Source organism: Formosa bonchosmolovskayae, from assembly GCF_051016085.1.
GTDB lineage: Bacteria > Bacteroidota > Bacteroidia > Flavobacteriales > Flavobacteriaceae > Formosa.
Map to the genome: position 1 here is coordinate 1,257,488 of NZ_CP174605.1, position 25,832 is coordinate 1,283,319.

The window sequence follows — 25,832 nt, forward strand, 5'->3', positions numbered from 1 at the left end:
TACAGATTATGTTTAACGAGAATAAAAAAAATAAATTACAAAATTCAGAAGCGAGTGCCAATCAAAATATAATAGCTCAAGGCACTAAAATTGTTGGCGATGTGAATAGCGATGGTGGCTTTAGAATTGATGGAACTATTGAAGGAAATTTAATAACTCAAGGAAAAGTTGTAGTTGGTAAAACGGGCAGTATAAAAGGGTCATTACAGGGAACCGATGCTTATTTTGAAGGTAAGTTTTCCGGAAAGTTGATATTGTCAGGAACATTAACTTTAAAATCTACTGCAGAAATAGAAGGCGACTTTGTAGTTGGTAAACTAGCCGTAGATCCAGGAGCAAGTTTCGATGGAACGTGTGTTATGAAAAGTGCAGTAAAGACAATCAAAAATGAAAAATCCAGAGAAAAAACAGCTTAACAAATATGTGCGATTTACAACAATGGCACTCCAAATGGGCTTGACTATTTATTTAGGGAGTCTGTTAGGTGGTTGGCTAGACGATAAATTAGAGTCTGATAACCAACTATATTTTAAAATAGTAACATTGTTAGCTGTCTTTATAGCCATGTTTACGGTGATTAGACAAGTATTAGATATAACCAAAAACGATAAAAATGATTAAAAGAATACTCGTTTTTGCATTATGCATAGGTTTGCTTTTTGCAATTTCATTTTCCTTGCATAATTATTTTATAACCGACAGTTTAAGTTTTCAGCTGTGGCAAGTGTATTTATATCATGCTTTAGCGGCGCTAATTGTGTACTCCAGCATGGAAGGCGTATCTAGTGTGCTTCCTACACAAGCGGGATATACCTATTTGGTACTTATGTTTCTAAAATTAGGTATTTTTGTCTTAGTATTTAAACATTCAGTTTTCGATAATGATCATCTCACCCAAACGGAGCGTTTTGCTCTGGTGGTACCGCTATTTTTGTTTTTAACAGCCGAAGCTGTGGCTGTAGCAAAACTGTTAAATAGTAAATAGTTGATGTTTTTTTACATAAAATTATAATTTCATTAGTATAATTTAAACATATGTAAAAAAAGGGTTTGGGTTTTTAAATTATTGTTTACATTTGCACCAAAATTTTAGAGTGCGTAATTCATTAGTTAGAAAAATATGATGGTAGCAAAAATATCTATCAAGTTTATTGCAATTTTAGTTTTATTTATGTCTTCTGTTTCGGCCTTTGCTCACGAGGGTGGAGAACATGATGCTCAACATCATGAAGGGGGAAACAAAGTGGATACTCCTGAGGAAATTAAAGAATATATTGCGCATCACTTAAAGGATTCTCACGATTTTCATTTGTATACAGACAATGAGTCAGGAGTTAGTTATGGTTTTCCATTGCCTGTAATTGTATGGTCTAGCGAAGGGTTAAAAACATTTATGTCTTCAGAGTTTCATCACGATGATAACGGTCAAGTAATCGTTGAAAAAGATGGCGTTAAATTAACAAAAATTCACAGTAAAATATACGAGTTGGAAGCAGGTGCAGATGCTGTTGCCTTCGACGAACATCACCATGCAGAAAATGCACACAAAGTATTAGATCTTTCTATAACAAAAAGTGTATTTGGTATGCTAATCGCAGGAATCTTAATGTTATTAGGATTTGGTGCTTTAGCTAAAGGATATAAAAAAGGTCCAATTCCTACTGGTGTTGGAAGAATGTTAGAGCCGTTAGTACTTTATGTGCGTGACGAGATTGCTCGTCCAAACATTGGTGAAAAGAAGTACATGAAATTTATGCCGTTTTTATTAACCGTATTTTTCTTTATTTGGATTCTAAACTTATTGGGTTTAACACCACTTGGATTTAACGTTACAGGGCAAATTGCTGTAACTGCATGTTTAGCCATATTTACTGTAATTATTTACTTAGTTAACGGAACTAAAGATTTCTGGGGTCATACCTTATGGATGCCAGGTGTTCCATACGTATTAAGACCAGTTTTAGCAGTAATAGAATTAGTTGGACTTTTAGTTATTAAGCCATTCTCGTTATTAGTTCGTTTATTTGCGAACATGACAGCAGGTCACTTTGTGGTGATGAGCTTAATCGCATTAGTAATTACATTAAAAGATGCCTTCGGACCTGTAGCTTCGACAGGAGTGTCTTTGTTTTTAGCATTATTTATTACGGTTCTCGAAATATTGGTAGCCTTTTTACAAGCATTTATTTTCACGATGTTATCATCGTTATTTATAGGAATGGCAGTTGAAGAACATGACCATCATTAATAAGAATTTGTTTAATTAATATTTTAAAAATCAATTAGTATGTACAATTTAATTGGAGCAGGATTAATCGTAATCGGTGCTGGTTTAGGTCTTGGTAAAATTGGTGGTAGTGCAATGGAAGCTATTGCTCGTCAGCCAGAAGCAGCTGGAAAAATCCAAACTGCGATGATCATTATTGGAGCATTATTAGAAGGTTTAGCATTCGGTGCTTTAATCTTAGGTAAATAATCCTGATAGTTAAAAAAGCTATAACAGCAATTCTGCAACGGTTGGTTGCAGAAGCTGTTATAAATTAAACAAAAACAGAAGTAAAACTTTTTATTTAGTTACACAATGGATCAAATATTAAACGATTTTTCACCTGGATTGTTCTTCATGCAAGCCATTATTCTTATAATCTTAATTGTATTATTAGGTAAATTCGCATGGAAACCAATATTAGGGTCTTTACAAACTCGTGAAGATGATATTAGAAATGCAATAGAAGCTGCTGAAAAAGCAAAACTTGAAATGCAAAATCTTCATGCTGATAATGAAAGATTATTAAACGAAGCTAGAGCAGAACGCGATACAATGCTGAAAGAAGCACGTGAGATGAAAGATAAATTGATTCTAGACGCTAAAGATGAAGCACAATCTCAAGCTAACAGTATGATTGAGGCTGCAAAACATGCTATCGAAAGTGAAAAGAAATCTGCTATGGTTGAGATTAAAAATCACGTTGCAGAATTATCTTTAGAAATTGCAGAAAAAGTAGTGCGTGGTGAATTAGCTGATAAAGATAAGCAATTAGCATTGGTTGATTCTTTATTAGGTAAATCAACTTTAAACTAAGGAATAATGGCAGGAGCAAGAGCATCAATACGTTACGCAAAAGCAGTTCTAGGAATAGCAAAAACGAGTAATACAGCTGAGGCTGTAAATTCGGATATGACTTTAATTGCTAAGACTATTGCAGATAGTAAAGACTTAAGCGATATGCTTGAAAGTCCTGTAATTAAATCGTCTGTTAAGAAGTCGGCGTTGTTAGAAATTTTTAAATCTACCACACCATTAACAGTTAAATTGTTCGACACTTTAATTGAAAACAGAAGATTACCACTTTTAGAAGAGGTTGCGAGTAAGTATAAACAACTTTTCGAGCAATTATCGGGAACTGAAATAGCAACAGTAACAACTGCTGTGGCGTTAACAAGCGATTTAGAAGTTAAAATTTTAGCTAAACTAAAGGAGTTAACAGGGAAAACAGTTGAGGTTAAAAACGTAATTGATGAAGACATTATTGGTGGATTCATTTTACGCGTTGGCGATTTGCAATACGATGAAAGTGTAGCAAACAAACTGAATAAAATAAAACAAGAATTTTCATTAAATTAATTTTATAAATTTTTTAATCGAAAATTATTTCGATTAGAGCTTATATCTAGATAAAATGGCAGAAGTAAAACCAGCTGAAGTAACAGCAATCCTAAAACAACAACTGCAAGGTTTTGATGCAGGAGCAACCTTAAACGAAGTAGGTACAGTATTAACTGTAGGAGATGGTATTGCACGCGTTTACGGATTAGCTAATGCACAATATGGTGAATTAGTAGATTTCGGAGACGGTCTTGAAGGTATTGTATTAAACCTTGAAGAAGATAACGTAGGTGTAGTATTATTAGGACCTTCAAAATTTGTAAAAGAAGGAACAACAGTAAAACGTACAGAACGTATTGCATCTATTAAAGTGGGTGAAGGTATTGTTGGACGTGTGGTAGATACTTTAGGTAACCCTATTGATGGTAAAGGACCAATCTCTGGTACGACTTACGAAATGCCTTTAGAACGTAAAGCTCCAGGTGTTATCTTTAGAGAGCCAGTAACAGAACCATTACAAACAGGGATTAAAGCAATTGATGCTATGATTCCAGTGGGTAGAGGACAACGTGAATTGGTTATTGGAGATAGACAAACAGGTAAAACTGCTGTTTGTATTGATGCCATTTTAAATCAAAAAGAATTTTACGATGCAGGTGAGCCTGTATATTGTATATATGTTGCTGTTGGGCAAAAAGCTTCAACAGTTGCTTTAATTGCTAAAACTCTTGAAGAAAAAGGAGCTTTAGCTTATACAACAATAGTAGCTGCAAATGCATCAGATCCTGCTGCAATGCAAGTTTACGCACCTTTTACAGGAGCATCTATTGGAGAGTATTTTAGAGATACTGGTAGACCAGCTTTAATTGTATTCGATGATTTATCGAAACAAGCAGTTGCTTACCGTGAGGTATCTTTATTATTACGTCGTCCACCGGGACGTGAAGCATATCCTGGGGATGTATTTTACTTACACTCTCGTTTATTAGAGCGTTCTGCAAAAGTTATTAATAATGACGCTATTGCAAGAGAAATGAACGATTTACCAGATTCATTAAAGCCAATCGTAAAAGGTGGTGGTTCTTTAACAGCGTTACCAATTATTGAAACACAAGCAGGAGACGTTTCTGCATATATCCCAACAAACGTAATTTCTATTACAGATGGGCAAATCTTCTTAGATGGAGATTTATTTAACTCTGGTGTACGTCCAGCAATTAACGTGGGTATTTCTGTATCTCGTGTTGGTGGTAACGCACAGATTAAATCTATGAAAAAAGTATCAGGTACTTTAAAACTGGATCAAGCACAATATCGTGAGCTAGAAGCTTTCGCTAAGTTTGGATCGGATTTAGATGCTGTAACTTTAAATGTAATTAACAAAGGTAAGCGTAACGTTGAGATCTTAAAGCAAGCTCAAAACGATCCGTTTAAAGTAGAAGAACAAGTTGCTATTATTTATGCAGGTTCTAAAAACTTACTTAAAGACGTACCTGTTGAAAAAGTAAAAGAATTTGAAAATGATTACCTTGAGTTTTTAAGAGCTAAGCATTCTGATGCTTTAAGCACTTTAAAAGCAGGTAAATTAACTGATGAAGTTACAGATATATTAGTAGCTGTAGCAAAAGAATTATCAGTGAAATATAAAGCATAATTAGATTTTAGTATTGAGTAGTGAGGTTACAATTAATCTCACTACTGAATACTCAATACTTTATTCTAACAATAAACATGGCAAATTTAAAAGAAATACGTAACAGAATAGCTTCGGTATCTTCAACGATGCAGATTACAAGTGCCATGAAAATGGTATCTGCTGCAAAGTTAAAGAAAGCGCAAGATGCTATTACTGCTATGCGTCCTTATTCAGACAAGCTTACAGAACTTTTACAAACTTTAAGTGCAACTATAGATTCTGATATATCTAATAAATATTCAGAACAAAGAGAAGTAAATAAAGTACTTATTGTAGCAATAACGTCTAACAGAGGTTTATGTGGGGCATTTAACTCTAACATTATTAAAGAGGTAAATATTCTAGCGAATACAAAGTATGCTGGTAAAGATGTATCTTATCTTGTAGTTGGGAAAAAAGCAAACGATGCATTTAAAAAGACTAACAAAATTGTAGGTAATAAAAGTGATATTTTCGATGATTTAACTTTCGAAAATGTAGCCTTAATTGCTGAGTCTTTAATGGCACAGTTTGTCGCTGGTGAGTACGACAGAATTGATATTGTTTACAATCAATTTAAAAACGCAGCAACTCAAATCGTAACTACAGAACAATTTTTACCTATTTCTCCTATCGAAGTTGAAAAAGAAGTAAATACTGAATATATTTTTGAGCCATCAAAACTAGAAATTATAGATCAATTAATTCCTAAGTCATTAAAAAATCAATTGTTTAAAGGACTTAGAGATTCATTTGCAAGCGAGCACGGTGCACGTATGACAGCAATGCATAAAGCAACCGATAACGCAACAGAATTAAGAGATCAATTAAAATTAACATACAACAAAGCACGTCAGGCTTCAATTACTAACGAAATCTTAGAAATTGTTGGTGGAGCAGAAGCGCTTAATAATTAGTAATTTAATTTTAAGCTTTTAATAATATACTTTTAGATTAACATCTAAAGAATAATGTCAATATAGAATTAAAGCCTTGCAATGTATTTGCGAGGCTTTTTTTTATCTCAGTATTTTCCTTTTACTATCTTTAATGCACTTAAATTTGTTAGCATGAAATCATTTAAATTAGTTTTACTTTACAGTGTTTTAATTTGCTCTATTACAAATTGTGCCTCTCAAAAGTTTGAAAAAGAAACACCTTTTGGTATAGCCGACGTATATTTACAACATTGGAATTCTGGGGTTAAAATGGGTGGTTCTGGAACAAATATCTTTATGGAGTTAAAAGAGAATCTGCCAAATCATGTTAGTCTGGATAGTATTTATTTCGACAATTATCAATTGAAGCTTAATCAGGACAGTCATAATCCGTTATTATTTATTGGGCGACATATAGAAAGTTCTAAACGACATAATGGCCCTGTGAACGCTCTTAACGAACAAAAAAGCATCAGCAAGGCGCAGCCGATAGTGTCTAAATTTAAATTAGAGAATAATGAATGTGTTGTTCAATTTACGGACGCTTCAAAAGTTAAATATTTTAAATATGATGCACTATATACGAAAGAAACACCTTTGGTTCCTCAAGCTAAGCCAAATCGGCAATAATTAGTTTGTTTCCTTTTTTAGTACTCCTTATTTCTATACTTTTAGCCTCCTAGAATTTAAAATATATTGAGCTCCTTACAACGCCTTTTTAAACAGACTTTTATTTACGGTTTAGCAACGGTGTTGCCTCGTATGCTTAATTTCTTTTTGGTGCCGTTATACACCTCGCCAGGCGTATTAAACTCGGTTGCCGAATACGGAACAGTCTCCATTATTTTCTCATGGTTTGTTATGTTCAATGTTATCCTGGCCTATGGTATGGAAACTGCTTTTTTTAGATTTTTTAATAATGAGAAAAATCAAGATGAAGTTGTCGGAACATCAACCATTTCTCTAGTCATTTCTTCCTTTGTGTTTTTTGGTTTGGCTTTAATTTTCCAAGATCAAATCGCCTACATCACAGATATTAAAGTAGAATACATAAAGCTTGTTATTTGGATATTACTTCTAGATGCGCTTGTAATTATACCTTTTGCCTGGTTACGTGCCAACGAAAAATCGATGACATATGCCATTATCAAAATTGTAAATGTTGCTATTAATTTGGGATTAAATTTATTCTTCCTATTAGGTTTAAGAGATTGGTCTTATAATATTGGCGTATTCGATAGTATTTGTAAGGATAATTATCAAATCAATTATATTTTTATAGCCAATTTAATAGCTAGTGCAGTTACTTTATTATTATTGCTAGGCTTCTATTTGAAGGTAAAATATAATTTCAATACCGACTTATGGAAACGAATGATGCGTTATGCTTTTCCTGTCCTGATTGCTGGAATTGCCTTTTCAGTTAATGAAACCTTCGACCGTATTTTACTAAGTTATTTACTCCCAAAAAATATTGCAGACACCCAAATTGGAATGTATTCAGCCTGTTATAAACTTGCTTTATTCATGACGCTGTTTGCAACAGCATATCGTTTGGGTATAGAACCCTTCTTTTTTAGTCATGCTAAAACTGCAAACCCTCAGAAAAACTATGCTAAAATTTTAGAGTTTTTCGTAACTATTGGATCTTTAATTCTATTGGGAGTTATTGTTTTTGCAGATCTTTTAAAAGTAATCGTTATTCGTAGCGAAGATTATTGGGAAGCCATGTCTGTTGTGCCAATTATATTATTGGCGTATTTGTTTTTAGGGATGTATCACAATTTATCGGTATGGTATAAAATTACCGATCGCACAAAATACGGTGCTTATATTTCTATATTTGGGGCATTGGTTACCTTAGTTTTAAACTTTTGGCTCATACCAATTATAAGTTATAGAGGTTCGGCCATTGCAACCTTAGCAGCCTACGGAAGCATGGTATTATTGTCTTATTATTTTGGAAGGAAATATTACCCAATACCGTATAATATTAAAAAAATAAGTGCTTATATATTAATATCAGTAATGTTCTCAGTGATATCATTCTATTTCTTTAGAGAGAATTATGTAGTGGGCATCGGATTACTTTCCATATTTATGGGTATTATATATAAATTTGAAAAAGAAGATATACAACGTTTATTACAAAGATAAAATGATAGTAAAAATTATAAATAAATCGGATAATGCATTACCGCATTATGAAACAGAAGCTTCAGCGGGAATGGATTTACGCGCTGTAACCACAGAAGCGATAACTTTAAAACCGTTAGAACGTACTATTGTAAAAACAGGATTATTTATAGAATTACCAGTTGGAATAGAAGCGCAAGTTCGCCCGCGTAGCGGATTGGCTGCGAAGCATGGGATTACAGTGTTAAATGCGCCAGGAACTATCGATGCCGATTATCGAGGAGAAATAGGGGTGATTTTAGTTAATTTATCTAACGAGAATTTCACTATAGAAAATGGAGAGCGTATTGCCCAATTAGTCTTTGCGCGACATGAACAAGCCCAATTTGAAGAAGTAGAAGTGCTTTCTGAAACAGCTAGAGGCGAAGGCGGATTTGGAAGTACAGGGAAGAATTAGTAGCCTCTTTTAATTCCTGAAAGCGGAAAATACCTTAGCGAAATATAAAATTAAGATAGAGTAGACAGTACCTTCTTAGTATAAAATAAAGTTTAATCATAAAAAACACCTGCTTTCGCAGGCATACGTATGAAAATTATTGTACCAATGGCCGGTCGCGGTTCGCGCTTACGCCCACACACATTAACTGTACCTAAACCATTAATTCCTGTTGCAGGACAGCCTATCGTTCACCGTTTGGTAAAAGATATCGCAAAAGTAATAGATCAGCCCATCGAAGAAGTTGCATTTATTTTGGGAGATCCTGCATTTTTCGGAGACGATGTTGTAGAGAGTTTAACCAAATTGGCAAACGATCTTGGAGCCAAAGCATCAATTTACCGTCAAGATCAACCTTTAGGGACAGGTCATGCTATTATGAGTGCTAAGGAGTCTTTATCTGGTCCAGCAGTTGTAGCTTATGCGGATACTTTAATCCGTGCCGATTTTAATTTAGATGAAGATGCCGACGCTGTAATTTGGGTGAAGCAAGTCGATAAACCTGAAGCGTTTGGTGTGGTAAAATTAAATGAACGCCAAGAAATTGTGGAATTAGTTGAAAAACCTGAAAGCTTTGTTAGCGATTTAGCAGTTATCGGGATATACTATTTTAAAGATATAGCCGTTCTTAAAGACGAACTTCAGCATGTATTAGATAATAACATTATTAATGGAGGTGAATACCAAATTAATGATGGGATTAAAGGGATGATGGCTAAAGGTAAAGTTTTTAAAACGGGCCAAGTAGATGAGTGGATGGATTGTGGAAACAAAGCGGTGACTGTAGAAACTAATGGTAAAATGTTAGGATTCTTACAAGCCGATGGCGAAGAACAATTGGTAGATGCTTCCGTAGTGCTTAATAATTCAAAAATTATTGAGCCTTGTTATATCGGGAAAGATGTGGTGTTAACAGATGCTACAGTAGGACCCAATGTTTCTATTGGTAACGGATGTGTATTAACAAATACAACTGTTAAAAACACTATAATTAGTAATTACTCTACTATTAAAAACGCTAATTTAGATGATGCTATGATTGGTAATTACGTAGAATTTGATGGAGCGTTTAAAACCGTTAGTATCGGAGATTATTCAGTTTTAAACTAATAAGTAAAGAAAGCGCATGAGATTTAAAACCATTAGTATACTTGGTTTTTGGGGACTATTTTTAGTGTCCATGGCATCTCATGCCCAAGATGAAACCGTTGCTATTCAGTCTGCAGACGATGTAGAGGAATTAGACGATAAGTTTCAAGAGTTATTTTTCGAAGCTTTAAAGCAAAAAGGTATCGAGAATTATAATAGATCTGTTGAAGCGCTTCAAAAATGTATTGAAATAGACGACTCACATTCTGTGCTTTATTTTGAGATGGGCAAGAATTATAACAAACTTAAAAACTTTGGTGCGGCAGAAGAGGCTTTAAAAAAGGCCGTGAAGTTAGAACCTGGTAACGAGTGGTATTTAGACGAGCTATACGATGTATATGTACATCAGAATGATTATAATAAAGCCATTAAAACGCTTAAACAGTTGGTTGAATATCATCCCGATTATAAGGAAGATTTAGCGGCTTTGTTTGTTAGAACTAAGGATTACGACGAAGCGATTAAGGTTTTAGACGAATTGGATGAGGAGTTTGGACTTTCATCGCGTCGTGATTTTTTAAGAAATCAAGTTTATGATGCAACCGGACAGAAGAAAGAACAAATAGAAAATCTTCAAGAACGTGTTGAAAACGATCCAAATCAAGAATCTAATTATCTCGCTTTAATTTACCGTTATAGTGAAAGTGGTGATACCGAAAAAGCATTCGAAACCTCTAAAAAGCTACTTGAAATTCATCCCGAATCTCAATTGGTTCATTTGGCATTATATAAATTTTACTTAGACGATCAGGAGCCTGAAAAGGCGATTGAATCTATGAAAATTGCTATGAAAAGCCCTGAAATTAAAGCAGAAGCAAAGGTTTTAGTGCTTTCCGATTTTGTAAGATTTGTTGGAAAACATCCAGAATACGAGCAAGATTTAGTCGAGGTTTCTGCAATGGTTGGAGATTCTAACGATAGCAAAACATTAGTAGAATTAGCGCAATATTATATCGCAAAAGGCGAAAAGGAAAAAGCAATTAAATATTACTCCGAAGCGCTACAGTTAGAAGGCGATAATTATAGTGTTTCAAGAAATATAATAGTGCTTCATATCGATTTAGAACAATTTGATATAGCTTATAAAAAATCGGCTGAAGCTCTAGTTAAGTATCCGTCGCAACCCGAATTGTATTTAATGGCAGGCTTGTCCTTAAATAAAATAAACCGCTTTAAAGATGCCATAGATCAATTAAATATGGGATTAGATTATATTATTGATGATGTGAATTTGGAAAGTGATTTTTACTATCAAATTGCTCAGTCTTATCTTGGATTACAACAACCAAATGAAGCAAAACGTTTTACAGAAAAAGCAAATAAATTAGAAACTCCAAAGTAATGAAGCACCTACTTCGTATTGTAATTGTATTTTTTTTAATAATAGCTGTTGGATGTAAATCGGCTAAAACATTAACAGCAACAGACGCTAATTTAAAATTAAATACGAAACAATTATTAAAAGAAAATGCCAAGCAAGCGGCCAATTTTAATACGCTATCTGCTAAGGTAAAAGCCATGTATTCTCAGGGCGATAATTCGAAATCTGTTTCTATAAAGTTGCGCATGGAAAAGGATAAAACCATTTGGTTAGACGGTCCGTTTTCAGCCGCTAGATTATTGATTACTCCAGAGAAAGTAAGTTTTTATAATAAATTAGATAATACGTTTTTTGAAGGCGATTTTAAATTGTTAAGTGACTTTTTAGGCACCGATTTAGATTTTGATAAAGTTCAGAATTTATTGCTAGGTGAAGCACTTTTTAATTTAAAAGAAGCGCGCTATGTGTCTTCTATTTACGACGATATGTATTTAGTGCAGCCGGAACAACAAAATAGAGTATTCGAGCTGTTTTATATTATAAATCCGACTTATTTTAAAATCATGTCGCAACAATTGTCGCAACCAAAAACGGAACGTCTATTAGATATAGACTATGTGAAATATCAGGAAGTTTCTGGTCAAATAATTCCAGAATTTATAAAAATAAATGCTGTTGAAGCTAGAAGCGAAACTATTATAGAATTGGAGTTCAAATCTGTATCTTTGAACGAAAATATGAATTTTCCTTTTAAAATTCCGTCAGGTTTTGAACCTTTTAAATTTAAATGATTAAAAGACAGTCCTCATATAAATTAATTTTCATTTTTATCTGCTTATTAAGCAGTATAACTGTATTTTCTCAAAGTAAAAAGCAGCAAGAGTTGGAGAATCGCCGACAAGAATTGCGCAAAGAAATTGAGCAGATAAACAGTATGCTGTTTAAAAACAAGTCGAAAGAGAAATCACAACTATCGGTCATAGAAGATTTAAATCATAAAATTAATGTCCGTAGTAATTTAATTAAAGTTACAAATCAACAAGCAAATTTATTAACTCGGGAAATTGGTGTAAATCAGCGTGAAATTACTCAGCTTCGAAACGATTTAGAGACCCTTAAAAAGGACTATGCCGAGATGATTGTGCATTCGTACAAAAGTAGGAGTGAGCAAAGTCGTGTAATGTTTTTGCTGTCGTCTAACAATTTTCAGCAGGCCTACAAGCGTTTACAGTATATTAAACAATATACCAACTACCAAAAGGAGCAAGGCGAAACTATTAAAATTAAAACAGAAGATTTAAAAGTAGCTAATACCAAGTTGCTAAAGCAGAAAGCAGACAAGCAAAACCTTATTAAAGAGAATAGTATTGCACAAGCACAATTAGAAGTCGAGCGCAGACAGCAACGTGAACTGGTTGCTTCCATTCAGAAAGATTTAAAAACCTATTCTTCTCAGATTAAACAAAAACAGCAAGAGGCAGATCGTATCGATAGAGAAATTGAAAATTTAATTCGTGAAGCTATTGCAAAATCGAATAAAAAAGCCGGTAAAAGCTCGACATCAAAAAGCTTTACGTTAACTCCAGAAGCTAAGAATTTAGCAGCGAGTTTTATAGCAAATAAAGGCAAGTTACCTTGGCCAGTAGATAAGGGCGTGGTTAAATTACGTTATGGAGATCAGCCACACCCGATTGTAAAATCTGCGACCATACATAGTAATGGTGTACGTATTGCTACGAGTCCCGGTACAGAAGTGCGCTCTGTATTTAATGGTGAAGTGTACGCTATTATTGTACAGAAAAAAGGGAATCCAACGGTTTTAGTACAACATGGTAACTACTTTACTGCCTATAAAAACTTATCGAAAGTATACGTTAAAAAAGGAGATAAAGTAACAACGAGTCAAGCTATTGGACAAGTGTTTACCAATAGCGCAACAGGCGATACCACATTAAGCTTTAGTATTTTTAAAGAAAGTACAACGCAAGATCCTTCGTTATGGTTGTATAAAATGTAATTTTAAGAGTTTTATTTATCATTTAAAAATAAAGCTCTTAATTCTGTAGCTTCATTAGGTTTCATTTTACCAGCTAAAACTAAGCTTAGTTCCTTACGTCTTAAAGCACCTTCGTAACGCAATTTTTCAATTTTAGTTTCAGGAATAATTTCGGGAACAGGAATAGGGCGACCGGTTTCGTCTACGGCTACAAACGTATAGATAGCTTCGTTTGCCTTAGTTTTAAGACCCGATTCGCGATCTTCCGTCCAAACATCTATATAGACTTCCATAGAACTCTTAAAGGCTCTAGAAACCTTCGCTTCTACAGTTACAACACTCCCTAAAGGAATAGCACGATTAAATGCCACATGATTCACAGAAGCTGTAACTACAAATCGTCTAGAATGGCGACGCGCAGAAATGCTTGCAGCACGATCCATACGCGCTAATAACTCCCCTCCAAAAAGGTTGTTTAAAGGATTGGTTTCGCTTGGTAAGACAAGATCTGTTAATGTTGTTTTTGTAGCTCCGGCTGTATTTGGTGTCATAAAATTGTATTTCGGCCAAAGGTACAACGTAGGGGGTGACTTTCAAATTTTAATTCCATTAACCGCATAAAAAAAGCGTTAGAGGATGGTTTTCCAATAACGCTTAATAGGCTATAAATATATTGTTTTATTCTAAATCTTTTACAAGCATCCAAGCATGTGGATTGTTGTTCTCGCGAATGTTACGCAAAGCATCTAGAGCTTCTTTTCTGTTTTCAAAACTGTTGTAAACCACCTGATGTAAACCGTATTTGTTCACACCAATTTTTCTGGCATTAAAACCTTCTGCTTTTAAGTCGGCTATAATCTTATCACAATTCTCTTCTACACGAAAAGCACCTGCAATAATGTGGTAGCTTCCTACAGGTTTAGTCACTGTTAAACTAACTGCAGTTAATGGATTTTCAATAACAAATGTTGCTTCTTGAATCTTGTGTTCTAACTGGGTGTTAGCTGTTTCTTGTGCAATTTGATTATGATTCTCTACCTGATTCACATAATATTTAGAACCTAAAAATCCGCTAACTCCTAAAGCTAATACTGCAATCGCAGCGTAACGTAAATAAGGTCTAGTTTTACGACGTTCTGGTGTAATAGTAAGCGGAATAACCTTTTCAATAGCTTCTACCTCACGCTTATATTCTTCTCTTGAAATAGCAGGAGAAACCATTTGGTTTAGTCCAAAAGCATCTGTTAAATAGTTTAGGTGATTAAAAGGTTCAAATATAATTTTACCTTCTTCATTTAAAGCTAGTTTACCAATGTTTTGTAATGAAACACTTTCCTTTTCAACCAATTGAGATTTAATCGAACCAATGCGATTTTTGATTTTATCTAAGGCAATTTCGAAAGGAATTTTTTCAACATCTGCAATATAATGCGCTAAAAGACCATCATTGTTCTGAATTTGCTCATTAAAGGATATGACTTTTTTAGGTGGAAAAAACGTATTAGTGTCTGCATTTATCTTAGCAGAGACACGTTGGGTTAAAAACGCTCCGAATTCAGGAACGATAACACATTCGTAACGATATAATAAGTCGCTTATGTAAGTTTCTAATTGCATAATTACAAAGTTAATCAAATTTTAGTGCGGTCAAAGATGGGATTTCACTTTTTTATTAACAGCAAAGTAATTAGTTTCTTGTGTGTTAAGAATCAATTGTTTAATTTACGGTAATGGATTAAATATATTTTACAAAGAAGAATTTAGCTTGATGTAATTATGACTGATGATGAACTTTTATGTGTTTTAGCATTGCAACACGTTCCCAATATTGGAGATGTGGGGGCTAAAAAATTAATAGCGCATTGCGGTTCTGCTCAAGCTGTGTTTAAAGAGAAAAAACATATCCTCGCAAAGATTGATGGTATAGGAACCGTAAGATTAAATGGGCTAAATTTAGATACGCATTTAAAAGCGGCAGAAAATGAGTTGGATTTTATAAAAGAAAATAATATTTGCTGTTTATATTTTGAAAGTAGTTCGTATCCTGAAAAACTAAAACATTGTATCGATGGACCTATTTTGTTGTTTCAGTCGGGAACTGTACAATTGCAGTCGCAACGAATTATTAGCATTGTAGGAACACGACAAATTACAACTAGTGGTATTGCTTTTTGTGAAAAGTTAATTGAAGAACTCGCGCCTTTCAATCCCGTAATTATCTCTGGTTTTGCTTACGGAACAGATATAACTGCACATAAGGCGGCCATGAAAAACGGATTACAAACAGTAGGATGTTTGGCACATGGTTTAAACCAAACCTACCCAAAAGTGCATAAAAAATATGTGGCCGAAGTTGAAAAACATGGTGGTTTCTTAACTGATTTCTGGAGTACTTCTGTTTTTGATCGCAATAACTTTTTAAAACGTAATCGAATTATTGCAGGATTAAGTAGCGCAACTATTGTGGTTGAATCTGCAGAGCGTGGCGGTAGCTTGGTAACCGCAGATATTGCTAATTCTTACAACCGCGATGTGTTTGCCGTGCCAGGTCGAACTACGGATAGTTTGAGTAAAGGGTGCAACGATTTAATTAAACAGCAAAAGGCACAATTATTATCCACACCGCTAGATGTAGCTTACATGCTAAATTGGGATATAGAACAGGAACAAAAAGTAATCCAAAAACAATTGTTTGTAGAGCTAGACGATCAGGAAACTCTGATTTTTGATTTTTTGAAAAAATCGGATAAGCAATTGTTAGATGCCATTGCTATTGCCTGCGGTTTACCTATTTTTAAAGTTGCAGGTATTTTATTAAATATGGAGTTAAAAGGCGTTGTGCGCCCGTTGCCAGGAAAGCTTTTTGAACTGATTTAACCCACTACATATTTATTTTTAGAATCCATAAATCTTCGAAAAAATCCAAACGCGATAATTCTCGTTGTTTTAGATATACTACTTCTGGATCTTCATTCGTTTCTAAGTAGATATAATCCCAATTATTTATTGGGTTTTTGTACGATTTGGGTTTTAGACCTTTCTCTGTTAAGAATTTTTTCCAGTTTGTAGCATTGTCTTCAACAGAAAACACATTCGAGACTAAATAATATCCCGCTTTTAAATTGGGGATAGAAGTAGACTTTAAACTTTTAATTCGTTCTAAGTCTTTTTCTTGTGGCAGTGCATACGTGTCAATATCTACCGTCATATAATAATCAGCATTTTTATTTTCTAAATAAATCGGACTGATTTCGGTTTCGAACGCCACGAAAAACAAATAAAACCGATCGGCTTTTGTTTTAAATTCAATGGTTAATTCCGAGCTATTATTAGACAGGATGTTATTGTTTTCGTTTGGTATTTCAATTTTGGCCAAATCGAATCCAAGCGTATTCATACTGCTAGGGGTGCGATCTTTAAAGTATAAATTGTCTATAGTAATGGTGCTATTAAAAAAATTATCTTCTGCTCTCAACTTGTTTGAAAGTGGGATGTATTCATTTTTTAAGTTATCGTACACATTACAAACATCTGTTTTAAATTTTTGGTCGCCTTCCAATGCACCTATGGACAAAGATGTTTTTATATCACCTGCTTCATTTGTTTTAAAGTCGGAAAAATTAATGTGGACGGTCTCTTTATCGACTTCTAAAAACCCGTTATAGGTGGTAAAATATTTAGGTTTATCATCTGGGTTTTCATAAACCACGTAAAGTAGCCAACCTCCAGAGCAACCTCCGGAAACGTATCCCTCTGTGGCTTTAATATTGGCAACAGTGTAATTTCCATTTACGGTTTCAGTTTCTTGTAATAATTCAGTGACATCCGAATAACACACATATGGTTTTGAGTCGTTAAAAGCGGAGTTTAAGTAGCTATCGTAAACAGTTAATCCTTTAATTTCTGTGTATTCCCCTTGTGGTGTTTTAAATAGAATAGTATTAACGTCTAGCGAGCGTTTATCGTTTCCTTTGTAAACCATTTGGTTGTTAAAAGAGCGTTTGCTACCCTTGTCGTATTTATAAATGGCGCTCCAATATAGTGCGGCATATGCTATTTTTTGTGAATTTTCGGGAAGTGTCAATACAGCTTGACTGGAACTAAATGTCTCTTTATTATCGTCGACATCTATATATTCCATTTTTATCTTATCGTTAAAAATGGCTCTATCGTTAAAAGGTTTAGTGGCATGTTCACTAACAATATTATTGCCTATAAGAGCAGAGTTTCCTTTTAGATATAATTGATTATTAATTGAAAAATGTAAACCTTCTTGTGAATATCCATAATGAATACTCACAAAAAGGAATACAAATAATGTGTGTTTTAATTGAAGCATATTTCTATAATTTAGGGGAACTATATGCTTGTAAATATACAAAAACAAGAGGGCTATTAATACCCAACTTTAGCACGTACGCGACTTAAAGTGTCTTGAGCTACTTGTTTTGCTTTTGCAGCACCAACAGCCAGTGCTTTATCTATTTCTTCAAGGTTATTTATGTAATAATCGAAACGTTCACGTTCGTTGGCAAAACGTTCTACGATTAACTCAAAAAGCGCCTGTTTTGCATGTCCGTAACCATAATTACCATTTTCGTAATTGGCTTTCATGGTTGCAATTTGCTCTTCAGAAGCCAATAATTTATAAATAGCAAAGCAATTACAGGTGCTCCAGTCTTTAGGATCCTCAAGTGGTGTGCTATCGGTTTGAATGCTCATTACTTGTTTGCGTAATTTCTTGTCGGTTTGAAAAATATTAATCAAGTTATTTTTACTCTTACTCATTTTAGCCCCATCAGTCCCAGGAATTAAAATACCGTCTTCCTGAATTTTACCTGTTGGAAGCACAAATGTTTCTCCCATTTTAGCATGAAAACGTGAAGCCACATCGCGTGTCATTTCAATATGCTGTAATTGGTCTTTACCAACAGGAATGATTTCGGCATCGTATAAAAGAATATCTGCAGCCATTAGCATAGGATAAGTAAATAAGCCTGCGTTTACATCTTCTAAACGATCGGCTTTATCTTTAAAACCATGTGCTAAGGTTAAGCGCTGATATGGAAAAAAACAGCTTAAATACCAGCTTAATTCTGTGGTTTCTGGAATATCACTTTGTCTATAAAACACTACTTTTTCAATATCTAAACCAAAGGCAAGCCAGGTGGCGGCAACACAATAGGTGTTATGTCTAAGGGTTTCTGCATCTTTAATTTGAGTTAAAGAGTGCATGTCTGCAATAAATAAATACGATTCGTTTGTGTCTATTTCAGACATTTTTATTGCAGGAATAATTGCTCCTAATAAATTTCCTAAATGTGGTGTTCCAGTGCTTTGTACACCGGTTAAAATTCTAGCCATGATAATTATACTGATTGAATCGCAAAGGTAATTGTTTTAAATAAAAAATCAATCTCGTCTAAAACCTTTTGTAACGTTTAATGATAACCCTATTTCTATGATTAATTTATGCCATTATTTAAATAAGCGGTATCTTTATTGTGAAGCGTACTTATATAGTTATTTTAATGGTTTATGCAAATTAGTATTTGAAATGGAGTTGTCTTAAAGTGAGTGACTTAATGTAGCTTATTTTTGCTTGCTCTAGAGGTTTTTGATCTTTTATTAGTATAATAAAACACAGTTATTTAGCCGTTCATAGGAATTAATTTGCAAGTAGGCTAAATTTTTTGCTTGAACTAATCTATTTGTTAATTTTGTACTACAATTTACCATTATGCTTTAATTCTCCCAAAAGTGAACCGTGGTTTTATAGTCTTAATAAAAAAATCCTACTTATGAAAAAAATTACTTTTCTTTTACTTTATAACATAATCTCTAAACAAATCCTGACCGTTTTGCTGTTGTTTGCGACGACTTTTGTGTTTGCACAGACGGTTACAGGTGTGAGTCCAAATCGTGTGACTACTAATTCCATAGTAACGGTTACTGGTACTGGATTTTCTATTGCTACACCTCCAATCGTTTCGGTTAGTAACAATATAACGATTAGTGAAGTAATTTATATAAATAGTACCGAGATAACTTTTAAAGTAACTAATACTGCTGATGTAGTATATGTTAATGGTTCGGAAGATACTTCTAAAGATATCACAGGAGAAGTGATGTTTGGTTCAACTGGGTCTGGTGTAAATATCAGCTTTATTGCACCTAGACTTAAAACAAATAGTACAGGTACTCATAATATTAAAAGAGTTACTGAGGTTTTTACTACTTGGGATCATGATAATGATGGTATTGGATTTTGGAGGTCTAGTTGGTCTGATCTAGACTATTATAACCCTGATGTCAGTACATTGCCAAATGATAGTCATGATCTTTTAGGGTTTACATTTCAAGGGGATATTTACTCCACAGGAGTCGATGACGCTTTACTTGGTGCAAACATTTCAGGGGTAATTAATCAAACCTTTAAAGCATATAGTACTAACGGAGTAGCAGGGAATACACATAAGGATAATTTTCTTATCATGGCAGATAAACTCGATAACAAAGAAGGGGCGTTAGAGGAAATTAAGGGTGATCCTATTACTACTGATGATACCGCGATTTACGGCCAAACGGTTTTCGATGTTATTATAGATGGAGTGAATGGTTTAGATCTAGGTACTGGTATTACGAACTTTAATGAAGATGTTAGTATTCGATTTTATAGTGGAAATGGTCAGTTTGGAGCTGTAGATGACGATATTCCCGATTTATTAATTACACAGATTGCAGATTCAGGGAATACAGATATTTACTACTATGCGGATGAAGATGGAAATGTTATGGGTAGGCCTATAAAATTAGCATTGGGTAACCGAAACATTATGTTTAGATGGCGAGTAGATTTATATGATTTTATTATTGATACTGATTATAATCTTGCTACACCACAAACCAGAACCTTTGATAGTAATGAAAGAAGGGATATGAAAGTTATCGCATTAGAATTAAAAGATTTTGAGATTATATCTGATGTTGCCGCAGCAAACTATAGTACTCATGGTATAGAAAATGTAAATAATATTAATTTGTCAGCAGGAGGTAAAGCAGATATGGCATTTTTGGCATATAATAAATCGGCTTTCGATATAAAATCACCAGTAGTAACAAAAACGCCAGTACCTAGATTTATTTGTCGCTTGCCAAGTGACAAAAATATATTATTCGAGGTAGAGGGTGAATTAGATGGTGGTGCTTCCCCTGCCTCATCAGCCGAGACGTTGCGTTATCAGTGGTTTAAATATAATGATGAAATAAGCGGAGCTACTAATCAGGATTATCTTGTTAATGGTGGAGGAACAATTGATGATACGCATACAGGAGCTTATAAAGTAAGAATTTATAATGATTTTGGTACAGCTGTGTTGCCCGTGACATTAACAGAAGGCGGCGTGCCTGCAACTTGGGATAGTTTTACTAATTCCTGGAAACTACCTCCTGTTTACAGTGGCATAACTGTTGTCGATGAAGATAGAAGTTTAATTTTTTCTAATGATTATAATAGAGCTGTCGATCTTGAAGGGTGCGACTGTTTAGTGCCTGCAGGAAGGACTGTTACTATTCCGTCAGGAAGTAAGCTAAAACTTTATAATAATATAGTTGTTCAAGGTGATTTGGAAGTTGTTGATGAAGATGATGCTTCTAATAATTACACTATTCCAGCTGGAATTTTTACGTTAGAGAATAATGCCAGTTTGGTTCAGGTAAACGACGCAGATGGTAATATTAATGAAGGCGATATTATAATGAAGCGTTTGGCAGATGAGGTTAAACCATTGGATTACGTGTATTGGTCGTCACCAGTTTCTGGATTTAATATATCTGGAATTCCTAGCTCTGGTAAAGTATATGAATGGAATCCAACCGTATTGAATCCAAATAATTCTTCCGGAAATTGGATAACAGCAAGTGGTGAAATGCAAGTAGGCAAAGGTTATATTGTACAAGTACCTAATAATGGAGCAGATTTTACGACTACATTTACTGGAGTGCCAAATAATGGTACTTTAACAATAGCTGTTGAAAAATCAAATCCAAGCGCTCTTCCTAACGAAGGAAACCAAAACTTTAATTTAATTGGTAACCCATACCCGTCAGCAATAAATGTCGACAAATTTCTAGATTTTAATATAGGTAAAAATAATAATATTGAAGGAGCTGTGCATATATGGACACACCAAGGAGGGTTTAGTTATGCAGATGAGGATGATGAATTTTATCAGAATTTTGCATATAATTATGAAGATTCTTATTTAGTGGTTAATGGTATGGGAGCTACACCTTCTAACCCAAGTTTTGATGGTAATATCGCTTCTGGTCAAGCATTTTTTGTCAAACGACTTAATAGTGTGGCTGTCGATAATGTAGAGTTTACAAACACTATGCGTTATGATAGTTCTGAAGACGGCTATGATAACGATGAGTTTTTTAGAGGAACTAAAGACAAAGCCTTAGAGAAACAATTAATTTGGTTAAGCTTAGTGAATGAAAAAAGACAATCAAAAAGTATGTTGTTAGGATATACAGAAGGAGCTACTTATGAAAAGGATAGACTGTATGATGCACAGGCTAATGGAGACGATTTTAGAATATATTCTTTAATTTCTGACGAAAAAATGGTTATTCAGGGACGTCCATTACCCTTTTCGGATGCAGACGAAGTGCCATTAGGAATTCAGGTAGCCGCAAACGGATCTTATCAAATTGGGATTGATAATCTAAAAGGATCTTTGTTCGAAAACGACGGTCAGGATATTTATTTAGAAGATACATATTTAAATATGGAACATGACTTAAGACATTCTCCATATTTATTCACGGCTGTTGCAGGTTCAAGTAATGACCGATTTGTACTTAAATATGTAGCCGCCAACACATTATCTGTGGGTGAAGATGTATCAAACAACACTTATGTCTATGTAAATGATGCTACATTATATGTGAAAACAACAAAAACATTAAAAACCATTCAGGTATTTGATTTTAGTGGGAAACGCGTCGTAAATTATAGCGTTATTAACAATGCTAACGACTTCAGCTCATCTTTTCCTTTTTCAAACGGAGGTTATATTGTTAAAATTACATTAGAGGATGGTAGTGTTATCAATAAGAAGTTAATTAATTAACATAAGAAGTCTTTTATTTTTTTAAAATTCAAACATAATTATTTGCTATTAATCAATTCGAGATATATTAAAGCTTCAATGAAAAGAAGCTTTAATATTCACTTAAACTAAACTAAAATTTTAAATTTATGAATAAAAAAATTACACAATTTCAGGATATTAACTTGGTTAAAAGCATGTTATTTGCTCTGTTTTTCACAGTGTTTTTCCAAGTAGTTAACGCACAGTCTATTTTAGATGTTTATCCAACACGGATCACTTCAAAGTCTAAAATCACAGTAGTGGGGTCAGGGTTTACTTCTGCGACAACATTTAGTATTCCAGGTATATCGATTCTACAAGGAAGCACTAAATTTGTAAGTGCAACAGAAATGACTTTTAGCATATCAGAATCAGGAACCACTGATTTGACAGGAGAATTACAGGTTAACGGTGTGAAGACTGGCGTAAATTTTAATTATATTTCTCCCATAATTAAAACACTTCGAAATGGAGATACTAGTAACGTTACAAAGGTTACAGAAATTTTTACAACTTATAATGGTTTCTGGAGATCTTCTCAATGGAAAGCAGATCCATTAAATGATAATTTAAAACCTAATACAAGTCATGATTTATTAGCTTTTACTTACGATGGTATAACGTATTCTACAGGTGTAGATGATGATTTGCTTACATCCAAAGGGGTAACTTTCGAACCGCAATTGTTTTTTGCGTATAGTACAAATGGTGTTGATGGTACAACTACTATTGATAACTACCTAGCAATGGCTGATTTGATTGATGGTGAAGAAAATGAAGGTACAGAGATTACTTCTCAAGAAATTTTAGATGCATCGATTTATGAGGTTCTTATAGATGGAGTTAATGGATTAGATATGGGAACAGGTGTTACTAATTTTAATCAATCAGCAGATATAGGGTTTTATAGTAGTGGAGGACAATTAGGAGGGGTTGAAGATAAAGCTCCTGACTTTTTAGTAACTCAAATAGCACTAGCAGGTAGTACAGATGTATATTATTATACAGATGATTCAGGTAATGTTGTCGGTCGACCAATAAAATTAACTATAATTGAGGAAGCAGATCCTGAAGGAGATGCTCTGTTAGCGCAATGGAGATTAGACTTATATCATTTCCAATTAGGTGTAAACTACGGGGTTGCATCACCGATACGTAGAGGGTTTTATGAAGACGAAGTTAGACCTTTACGTATGGTTGCATTTAGGTTCGAAGATTTTAACATAACAGAAGCTAACGTAACAGATATAAATAATATTAATATGGTTGCTGGGGGTACCGCAGATCTAGCGTTTTTAGCATATAATCGAGGTTCTTTTGATGTTAAAACGCCAGTATTTAGTAAGTATCCTGTTTCTAATTATGTATGTGAAATTCCGTCAACTTCAGAAGTAACATTTGTTGCTACTGCAGATGTTTCAGGAGGAGATACAGGAACACCACAGGAAGCCTTGTCTTACCAATGGTATAAATATAATGAAGTAATCCCTGGGGCCACTTCTAATTCGTATACGCTATCTGGTGGCATAAAGTTAAGCGATTTAGGGACTTATAAATTAAAAGTGTCAAATTCATTTGGTTCGGTTATTGTTCCAGTTAAATTAATTCAGGGAGGTACACCAGTGTATTGGGATGGAGCAAATTGGCAATTACCAGCATCTTACAAGCAAGCGGGAGTTAGTGTCGCTCCTGAAAACACAAGACTTGTGTTGTCTTCAGATTATAATGAAGTTGCCGATTTAGTAGGTTGTGATTGTATCGTACCTAAGGGAAGTAATGCTACAATTCCTTCAGGATCTAGTTTGACATTGAAACGTAATTTAACTGTCGAGTCAGGAGCTTCTTTAACCTTTGAAGATAGTTCTAATTTAGTTCAAATTAATGATGTAACGGCTGGTTATGCTAATAGTGGAAATATTATAATGAAACGTGATGCAACTGCAACTGGTACTACTGAATTCATTATTTGGTCTACTCCTGTAAAAGATTACAGTGTGACAAATATTTCTTCGCCATATAGCAGTGCGGCTTACTTATGGGATGTTAAAAAAGGAACAACAGGAGATTGGACTTTTACTAGTGGATTAATGTCTAACGCCAAGGGTTATGCTGTTCTTGTTCCATCGAATTATCAAACTAGTGGGTTTACAGCTAATTTTGGAGGAACGCCACTTAACGGAACGATCTCTGTAGATGTGTTAAAAACAAGTGATGCTAATGCAAAAGCGGAACTTAAAAATTGGAATATCATAGGTAACCCATATCCGTCAGCGATAAGTGCAGATGAGTTCTTAGCTAAAAACACCTTGTTAAACGGAAATATTCGTTTATATGCAAATAATTTAGAAATTTCGAATGTTGCGTCAACATTATCAGGAGCTCCGTATCAGAATTTGGTGTATGACTATAATGAGCAATATATTAGTTATAATGCAACAGGAGCTAACCCTCCTCAAACTTCAGTTGGTAATATTTCTTCAGGACAAGGATTCTATGTGCAATTAGCGGATGGTGGTCCAGAAGGAACGGCTAAATTTACAAACGACATCAGATACGACGAAGATGGTATGGCTTATGATAACTCACATTTCTTTAAAACAAATGTGGAATTTACAGCTAACAATGAAAAGCAACTAGTATGGTTAAGTTTAATAGACGCTAGTAATGCTTCTGCAAGTGCATTAATAGGGTATGTACAAGGTGCTACTTTAGGAAAAGATAGAATGTACGATGCGTATTCTGATATGCAAGGATTGGATCTTTATACTATGGTAGAAGATTCTAAAATGGTTATTCAGGGGCGTCCGTTACCTTTTTCTGCTTCAGATTTTATTCCTTTAGGTGCTAATCTTCCTACAACTGGAAGTTATAAAATTGCAATAGGTGATTTACAAGGTTCTGAATTTATGGATAATGCACGTGGTATTTATCTTGAAGATACCTACCTTAATTTAGAGCATGATTTAAGATCTTCTCCATATGAGTTTTCTGGAGAACAAGGAGATATTAAAGATCGTTTTATCTTACGTTTCGAACAGACACTTTCTATAGAAGATAGTGTGGCGTCATCAACCTACGTTAATATTATTAATGATGTTTTAAATGTAAAATCATTAAAAAATATTAAAGCGGTTAATGTATTCGATATAAGTGGTAAAAAAGTGACTTCGTTTAAACCTAATGGACAAAGTAAGGAGCTTAGTGAATCCTTTAAGTTTTCTAAAGGAATCTATCTAACTTCTGTAGTTTTAGAAGGTAATGTGGTAGTGACTAAGAAAGTTATAAACTAAAAATAACATTCACATAATTTTTAAAAGGCCTCTGTTTTCAGAGGTCTTTTTTTTGTGTTTAAAAAG

General features: G+C 34.1%; 23 protein-coding genes. 19 read left to right on the top strand and 4 right to left on the bottom strand.

Translation table 11 applies throughout. The features are described 5' to 3' along the window. Positions 1-8 precede the first annotated feature (8 nt). The 16 genes from ACKC83_RS05210 (at position 9) to ACKC83_RS05285 (ending at position 13,339) form a co-directional block, all read left to right on the top strand. Positions 9-416: a bactofilin family protein gene (locus ACKC83_RS05210; protein WP_434037268.1), complete on the top strand. Its 408-nt coding sequence runs from the start codon at positions 9-11 to the stop codon at positions 414-416. Continuing rightward, positions 388-621: an AtpZ/AtpI family protein gene (locus ACKC83_RS05215; RefSeq protein ID WP_414035830.1), complete on the top strand. Its 234-nt coding sequence runs from the start codon at positions 388-390 to the stop codon at positions 619-621. Before ACKC83_RS05210 ends, ACKC83_RS05215 begins: the two co-directional genes overlap by 29 nt. Then, on the top strand, positions 614-985 hold the full coding sequence (locus ACKC83_RS05220) for a DUF6168 family protein (RefSeq protein WP_434037269.1): 372 nt from the start codon (positions 614-616) through the stop codon (positions 983-985). Before ACKC83_RS05215 ends, ACKC83_RS05220 begins: the two co-directional genes overlap by 8 nt. 135 nt (positions 986-1,120) lie before the next feature. Then, complete coding sequence (gene atpB / locus ACKC83_RS05225; RefSeq protein ID WP_434037270.1) at positions 1,121-2,248, top strand: F0F1 ATP synthase subunit A; 1,128 nt, start codon at positions 1,121-1,123, stop codon at positions 2,246-2,248. A gap of 39 nt (positions 2,249-2,287) precedes the next feature. Continuing rightward, positions 2,288-2,476: an ATP synthase F0 subunit C gene (gene atpE, locus ACKC83_RS05230; protein WP_057782517.1), complete on the top strand. Its 189-nt coding sequence runs from the start codon at positions 2,288-2,290 to the stop codon at positions 2,474-2,476. 105 nt (positions 2,477-2,581) lie between these two features. Further along, the gene (locus ACKC83_RS05235; RefSeq protein WP_414035827.1) at positions 2,582-3,082 is read left to right on the top strand and encodes a F0F1 ATP synthase subunit B; all 501 of its coding nucleotides are present in this window, start codon (positions 2,582-2,584) and stop codon (positions 3,080-3,082) included. Positions 3,083-3,088: 6 nt separating this feature from the next. Beyond that, positions 3,089-3,625 carry an ATP synthase F1 subunit delta gene (gene atpH / locus ACKC83_RS05240; RefSeq protein ID WP_414035826.1) on the top strand — a complete coding sequence of 179 codons (537 nt, stop codon included), beginning with the start codon at positions 3,089-3,091 and terminating at the stop codon, positions 3,623-3,625. A gap of 55 nt (positions 3,626-3,680) precedes the next feature. After that, entirely contained in the window at positions 3,681-5,261 is a 1,581-nt protein-coding gene (gene atpA / locus ACKC83_RS05245; protein WP_434037271.1) for a F0F1 ATP synthase subunit alpha, read from the top strand. 77 nt (positions 5,262-5,338) lie between these two features. Next, positions 5,339-6,199: an ATP synthase F1 subunit gamma gene (atpG, locus tag ACKC83_RS05250; RefSeq protein WP_434037272.1), complete on the top strand. Its 861-nt coding sequence runs from the start codon at positions 5,339-5,341 to the stop codon at positions 6,197-6,199. Between the two features lie 153 nt (positions 6,200-6,352). Next, a complete protein-coding gene (locus tag ACKC83_RS05255) occupies positions 6,353-6,850 on the top strand; it encodes a hypothetical protein (protein WP_434037273.1) in 498 nt (165 codons plus the stop codon). A gap of 66 nt (positions 6,851-6,916) precedes the next feature. Further along, positions 6,917-8,377, top strand: coding sequence for a lipopolysaccharide biosynthesis protein (locus ACKC83_RS05260; RefSeq protein WP_434037274.1), 1,461 nt, complete (start codon positions 6,917-6,919; stop codon positions 8,375-8,377). 1 nt (position 8,378) lies between these two features. After that, a complete protein-coding gene (gene dut / locus ACKC83_RS05265) occupies positions 8,379-8,813 on the top strand; it encodes a dUTP diphosphatase (RefSeq protein WP_434037275.1) in 435 nt (144 codons plus the stop codon). A gap of 129 nt (positions 8,814-8,942) precedes the next feature. Then, positions 8,943-9,962: a sugar phosphate nucleotidyltransferase gene (locus ACKC83_RS05270; protein ID WP_434037276.1), complete on the top strand. Its 1,020-nt coding sequence runs from the start codon at positions 8,943-8,945 to the stop codon at positions 9,960-9,962. Between the two features lie 16 nt (positions 9,963-9,978). Then, the gene (locus ACKC83_RS05275) at positions 9,979-11,343 is read left to right on the top strand and encodes a tetratricopeptide repeat protein (RefSeq protein ID WP_434037277.1); all 1,365 of its coding nucleotides are present in this window, start codon (positions 9,979-9,981) and stop codon (positions 11,341-11,343) included. Then, positions 11,343-12,113, top strand: coding sequence for a DUF4292 domain-containing protein (locus tag ACKC83_RS05280; RefSeq protein WP_434037278.1), 771 nt, complete (start codon positions 11,343-11,345; stop codon positions 12,111-12,113). Before ACKC83_RS05275 ends, ACKC83_RS05280 begins: the two co-directional genes overlap by 1 nt. Positions 12,114-12,256: 143 nt before the next feature. Further along, positions 12,257-13,339 carry a murein hydrolase activator EnvC family protein gene (locus tag ACKC83_RS05285; protein WP_434037279.1) on the top strand — a complete coding sequence of 361 codons (1,083 nt, stop codon included), beginning with the start codon at positions 12,257-12,259 and terminating at the stop codon, positions 13,337-13,339. A gap of 11 nt (positions 13,340-13,350) precedes the next feature. Here ACKC83_RS05285 and ACKC83_RS05290 read toward each other — a convergent pair whose 3' ends face one another. Together ACKC83_RS05290 and ACKC83_RS05295 are read right to left on the bottom strand one after the other, a co-directional pair. Beyond that, on the bottom strand, positions 13,351-13,869 hold the full coding sequence (locus tag ACKC83_RS05290; RefSeq protein WP_414035816.1) for an acyl-CoA thioesterase: 519 nt from the start codon (positions 13,867-13,869) through the stop codon (positions 13,351-13,353). 127 nt (positions 13,870-13,996) lie between these two features. Continuing rightward, complete coding sequence (locus ACKC83_RS05295; protein WP_434037280.1) at positions 13,997-14,935, bottom strand: SPOR domain-containing protein; 939 nt, start codon at positions 14,933-14,935, stop codon at positions 13,997-13,999. Between the two features lie 159 nt (positions 14,936-15,094). On the opposite strand from ACKC83_RS05295, the gene dprA reads away from it, so the two are divergent. Then, complete coding sequence (gene dprA / locus ACKC83_RS05300) at positions 15,095-16,195, top strand: DNA-processing protein DprA (RefSeq protein WP_434037281.1); 1,101 nt, start codon at positions 15,095-15,097, stop codon at positions 16,193-16,195. 4 nt (positions 16,196-16,199) lie between these two features. Here dprA and ACKC83_RS05305 read toward each other — a convergent pair whose 3' ends face one another. Next, positions 16,200-17,657 carry a hypothetical protein gene (locus ACKC83_RS05305; RefSeq protein ID WP_434037282.1) on the bottom strand — a complete coding sequence of 486 codons (1,458 nt, stop codon included), beginning with the start codon at positions 17,655-17,657 and terminating at the stop codon, positions 16,200-16,202. A gap of 56 nt (positions 17,658-17,713) precedes the next feature. Then, positions 17,714-18,682, bottom strand: a complete 969-nt coding sequence (gene trpS / locus ACKC83_RS05310) for a tryptophan--tRNA ligase (RefSeq protein WP_434037283.1) — start codon at positions 18,680-18,682, stop codon at positions 17,714-17,716. 437 nt (positions 18,683-19,119) lie between these two features. Between trpS and ACKC83_RS05315 the strand changes: the two genes are divergently transcribed. Both ACKC83_RS05315 and ACKC83_RS05320 read left to right on the top strand, forming a co-directional pair. Continuing rightward, a complete protein-coding gene (locus ACKC83_RS05315) occupies positions 19,120-22,455 on the top strand; it encodes a T9SS type A sorting domain-containing protein (protein ID WP_434037284.1) in 3,336 nt (1,111 codons plus the stop codon). 128 nt (positions 22,456-22,583) lie between these two features. Continuing rightward, on the top strand, positions 22,584-25,766 hold the full coding sequence (locus tag ACKC83_RS05320; RefSeq protein ID WP_434037285.1) for a hypothetical protein: 3,183 nt from the start codon (positions 22,584-22,586) through the stop codon (positions 25,764-25,766). Positions 25,767-25,832: the final 66 nt, after the last annotated feature.

Bases quoted from the DNA above. Each gene is read 5' to 3' on its own strand.
- ACKC83_RS05210 (WP_434037268.1), top strand. From the start codon at position 9: ATGTTTAACGAGAATAAAAAAAATAAATTACAAAATTCAGAAGCGAGT.
- ACKC83_RS05215 (WP_414035830.1), top strand. From the start codon at position 388: ATGAAAAATCCAGAGAAAAAACAGCTTAACAAATATGTGCGATTTACA.
- ACKC83_RS05220 (WP_434037269.1), top strand. From the start codon at position 614: ATGATTAAAAGAATACTCGTTTTTGCATTATGCATAGGTTTGCTTTTT.
- atpB (WP_434037270.1), top strand. From the start codon at position 1,121: ATGATGGTAGCAAAAATATCTATCAAGTTTATTGCAATTTTAGTTTTA.
- atpE (WP_057782517.1), top strand. From the start codon at position 2,288: ATGTACAATTTAATTGGAGCAGGATTAATCGTAATCGGTGCTGGTTTA.
- ACKC83_RS05235 (WP_414035827.1), top strand. From the start codon at position 2,582: ATGGATCAAATATTAAACGATTTTTCACCTGGATTGTTCTTCATGCAA.
- atpH (WP_414035826.1), top strand. From the start codon at position 3,089: ATGGCAGGAGCAAGAGCATCAATACGTTACGCAAAAGCAGTTCTAGGA.
- atpA (WP_434037271.1), top strand. From the start codon at position 3,681: ATGGCAGAAGTAAAACCAGCTGAAGTAACAGCAATCCTAAAACAACAA.
- atpG (WP_434037272.1), top strand. From the start codon at position 5,339: ATGGCAAATTTAAAAGAAATACGTAACAGAATAGCTTCGGTATCTTCA.
- ACKC83_RS05255 (WP_434037273.1), top strand. From the start codon at position 6,353: ATGAAATCATTTAAATTAGTTTTACTTTACAGTGTTTTAATTTGCTCT.
- dut (WP_434037275.1), top strand. From the start codon at position 8,379: ATGATAGTAAAAATTATAAATAAATCGGATAATGCATTACCGCATTAT.
- ACKC83_RS05270 (WP_434037276.1), top strand. From the start codon at position 8,943: ATGAAAATTATTGTACCAATGGCCGGTCGCGGTTCGCGCTTACGCCCA.
- ACKC83_RS05275 (WP_434037277.1), top strand. From the start codon at position 9,979: ATGAGATTTAAAACCATTAGTATACTTGGTTTTTGGGGACTATTTTTA.
- ACKC83_RS05280 (WP_434037278.1), top strand. From the start codon at position 11,343: ATGAAGCACCTACTTCGTATTGTAATTGTATTTTTTTTAATAATAGCT.
- ACKC83_RS05285 (WP_434037279.1), top strand. From the start codon at position 12,257: ATGCTGTTTAAAAACAAGTCGAAAGAGAAATCACAACTATCGGTCATA.
- ACKC83_RS05290 (WP_414035816.1), bottom strand. From the start codon at position 13,869: ATGACACCAAATACAGCCGGAGCTACAAAAACAACATTAACAGATCTT.
- ACKC83_RS05295 (WP_434037280.1), bottom strand. From the start codon at position 14,935: ATGCAATTAGAAACTTACATAAGCGACTTATTATATCGTTACGAATGT.
- dprA (WP_434037281.1), top strand. From the start codon at position 15,095: ATGACTGATGATGAACTTTTATGTGTTTTAGCATTGCAACACGTTCCC.
- ACKC83_RS05305 (WP_434037282.1), bottom strand. From the start codon at position 17,657: ATGCTTCAATTAAAACACACATTATTTGTATTCCTTTTTGTGAGTATT.
- trpS (WP_434037283.1), bottom strand. From the start codon at position 18,682: ATGGCTAGAATTTTAACCGGTGTACAAAGCACTGGAACACCACATTTA.
- ACKC83_RS05315 (WP_434037284.1), top strand. From the start codon at position 19,120: ATGAAAAAAATTACTTTTCTTTTACTTTATAACATAATCTCTAAACAA.
- ACKC83_RS05320 (WP_434037285.1), top strand. From the start codon at position 22,584: ATGAATAAAAAAATTACACAATTTCAGGATATTAACTTGGTTAAAAGC.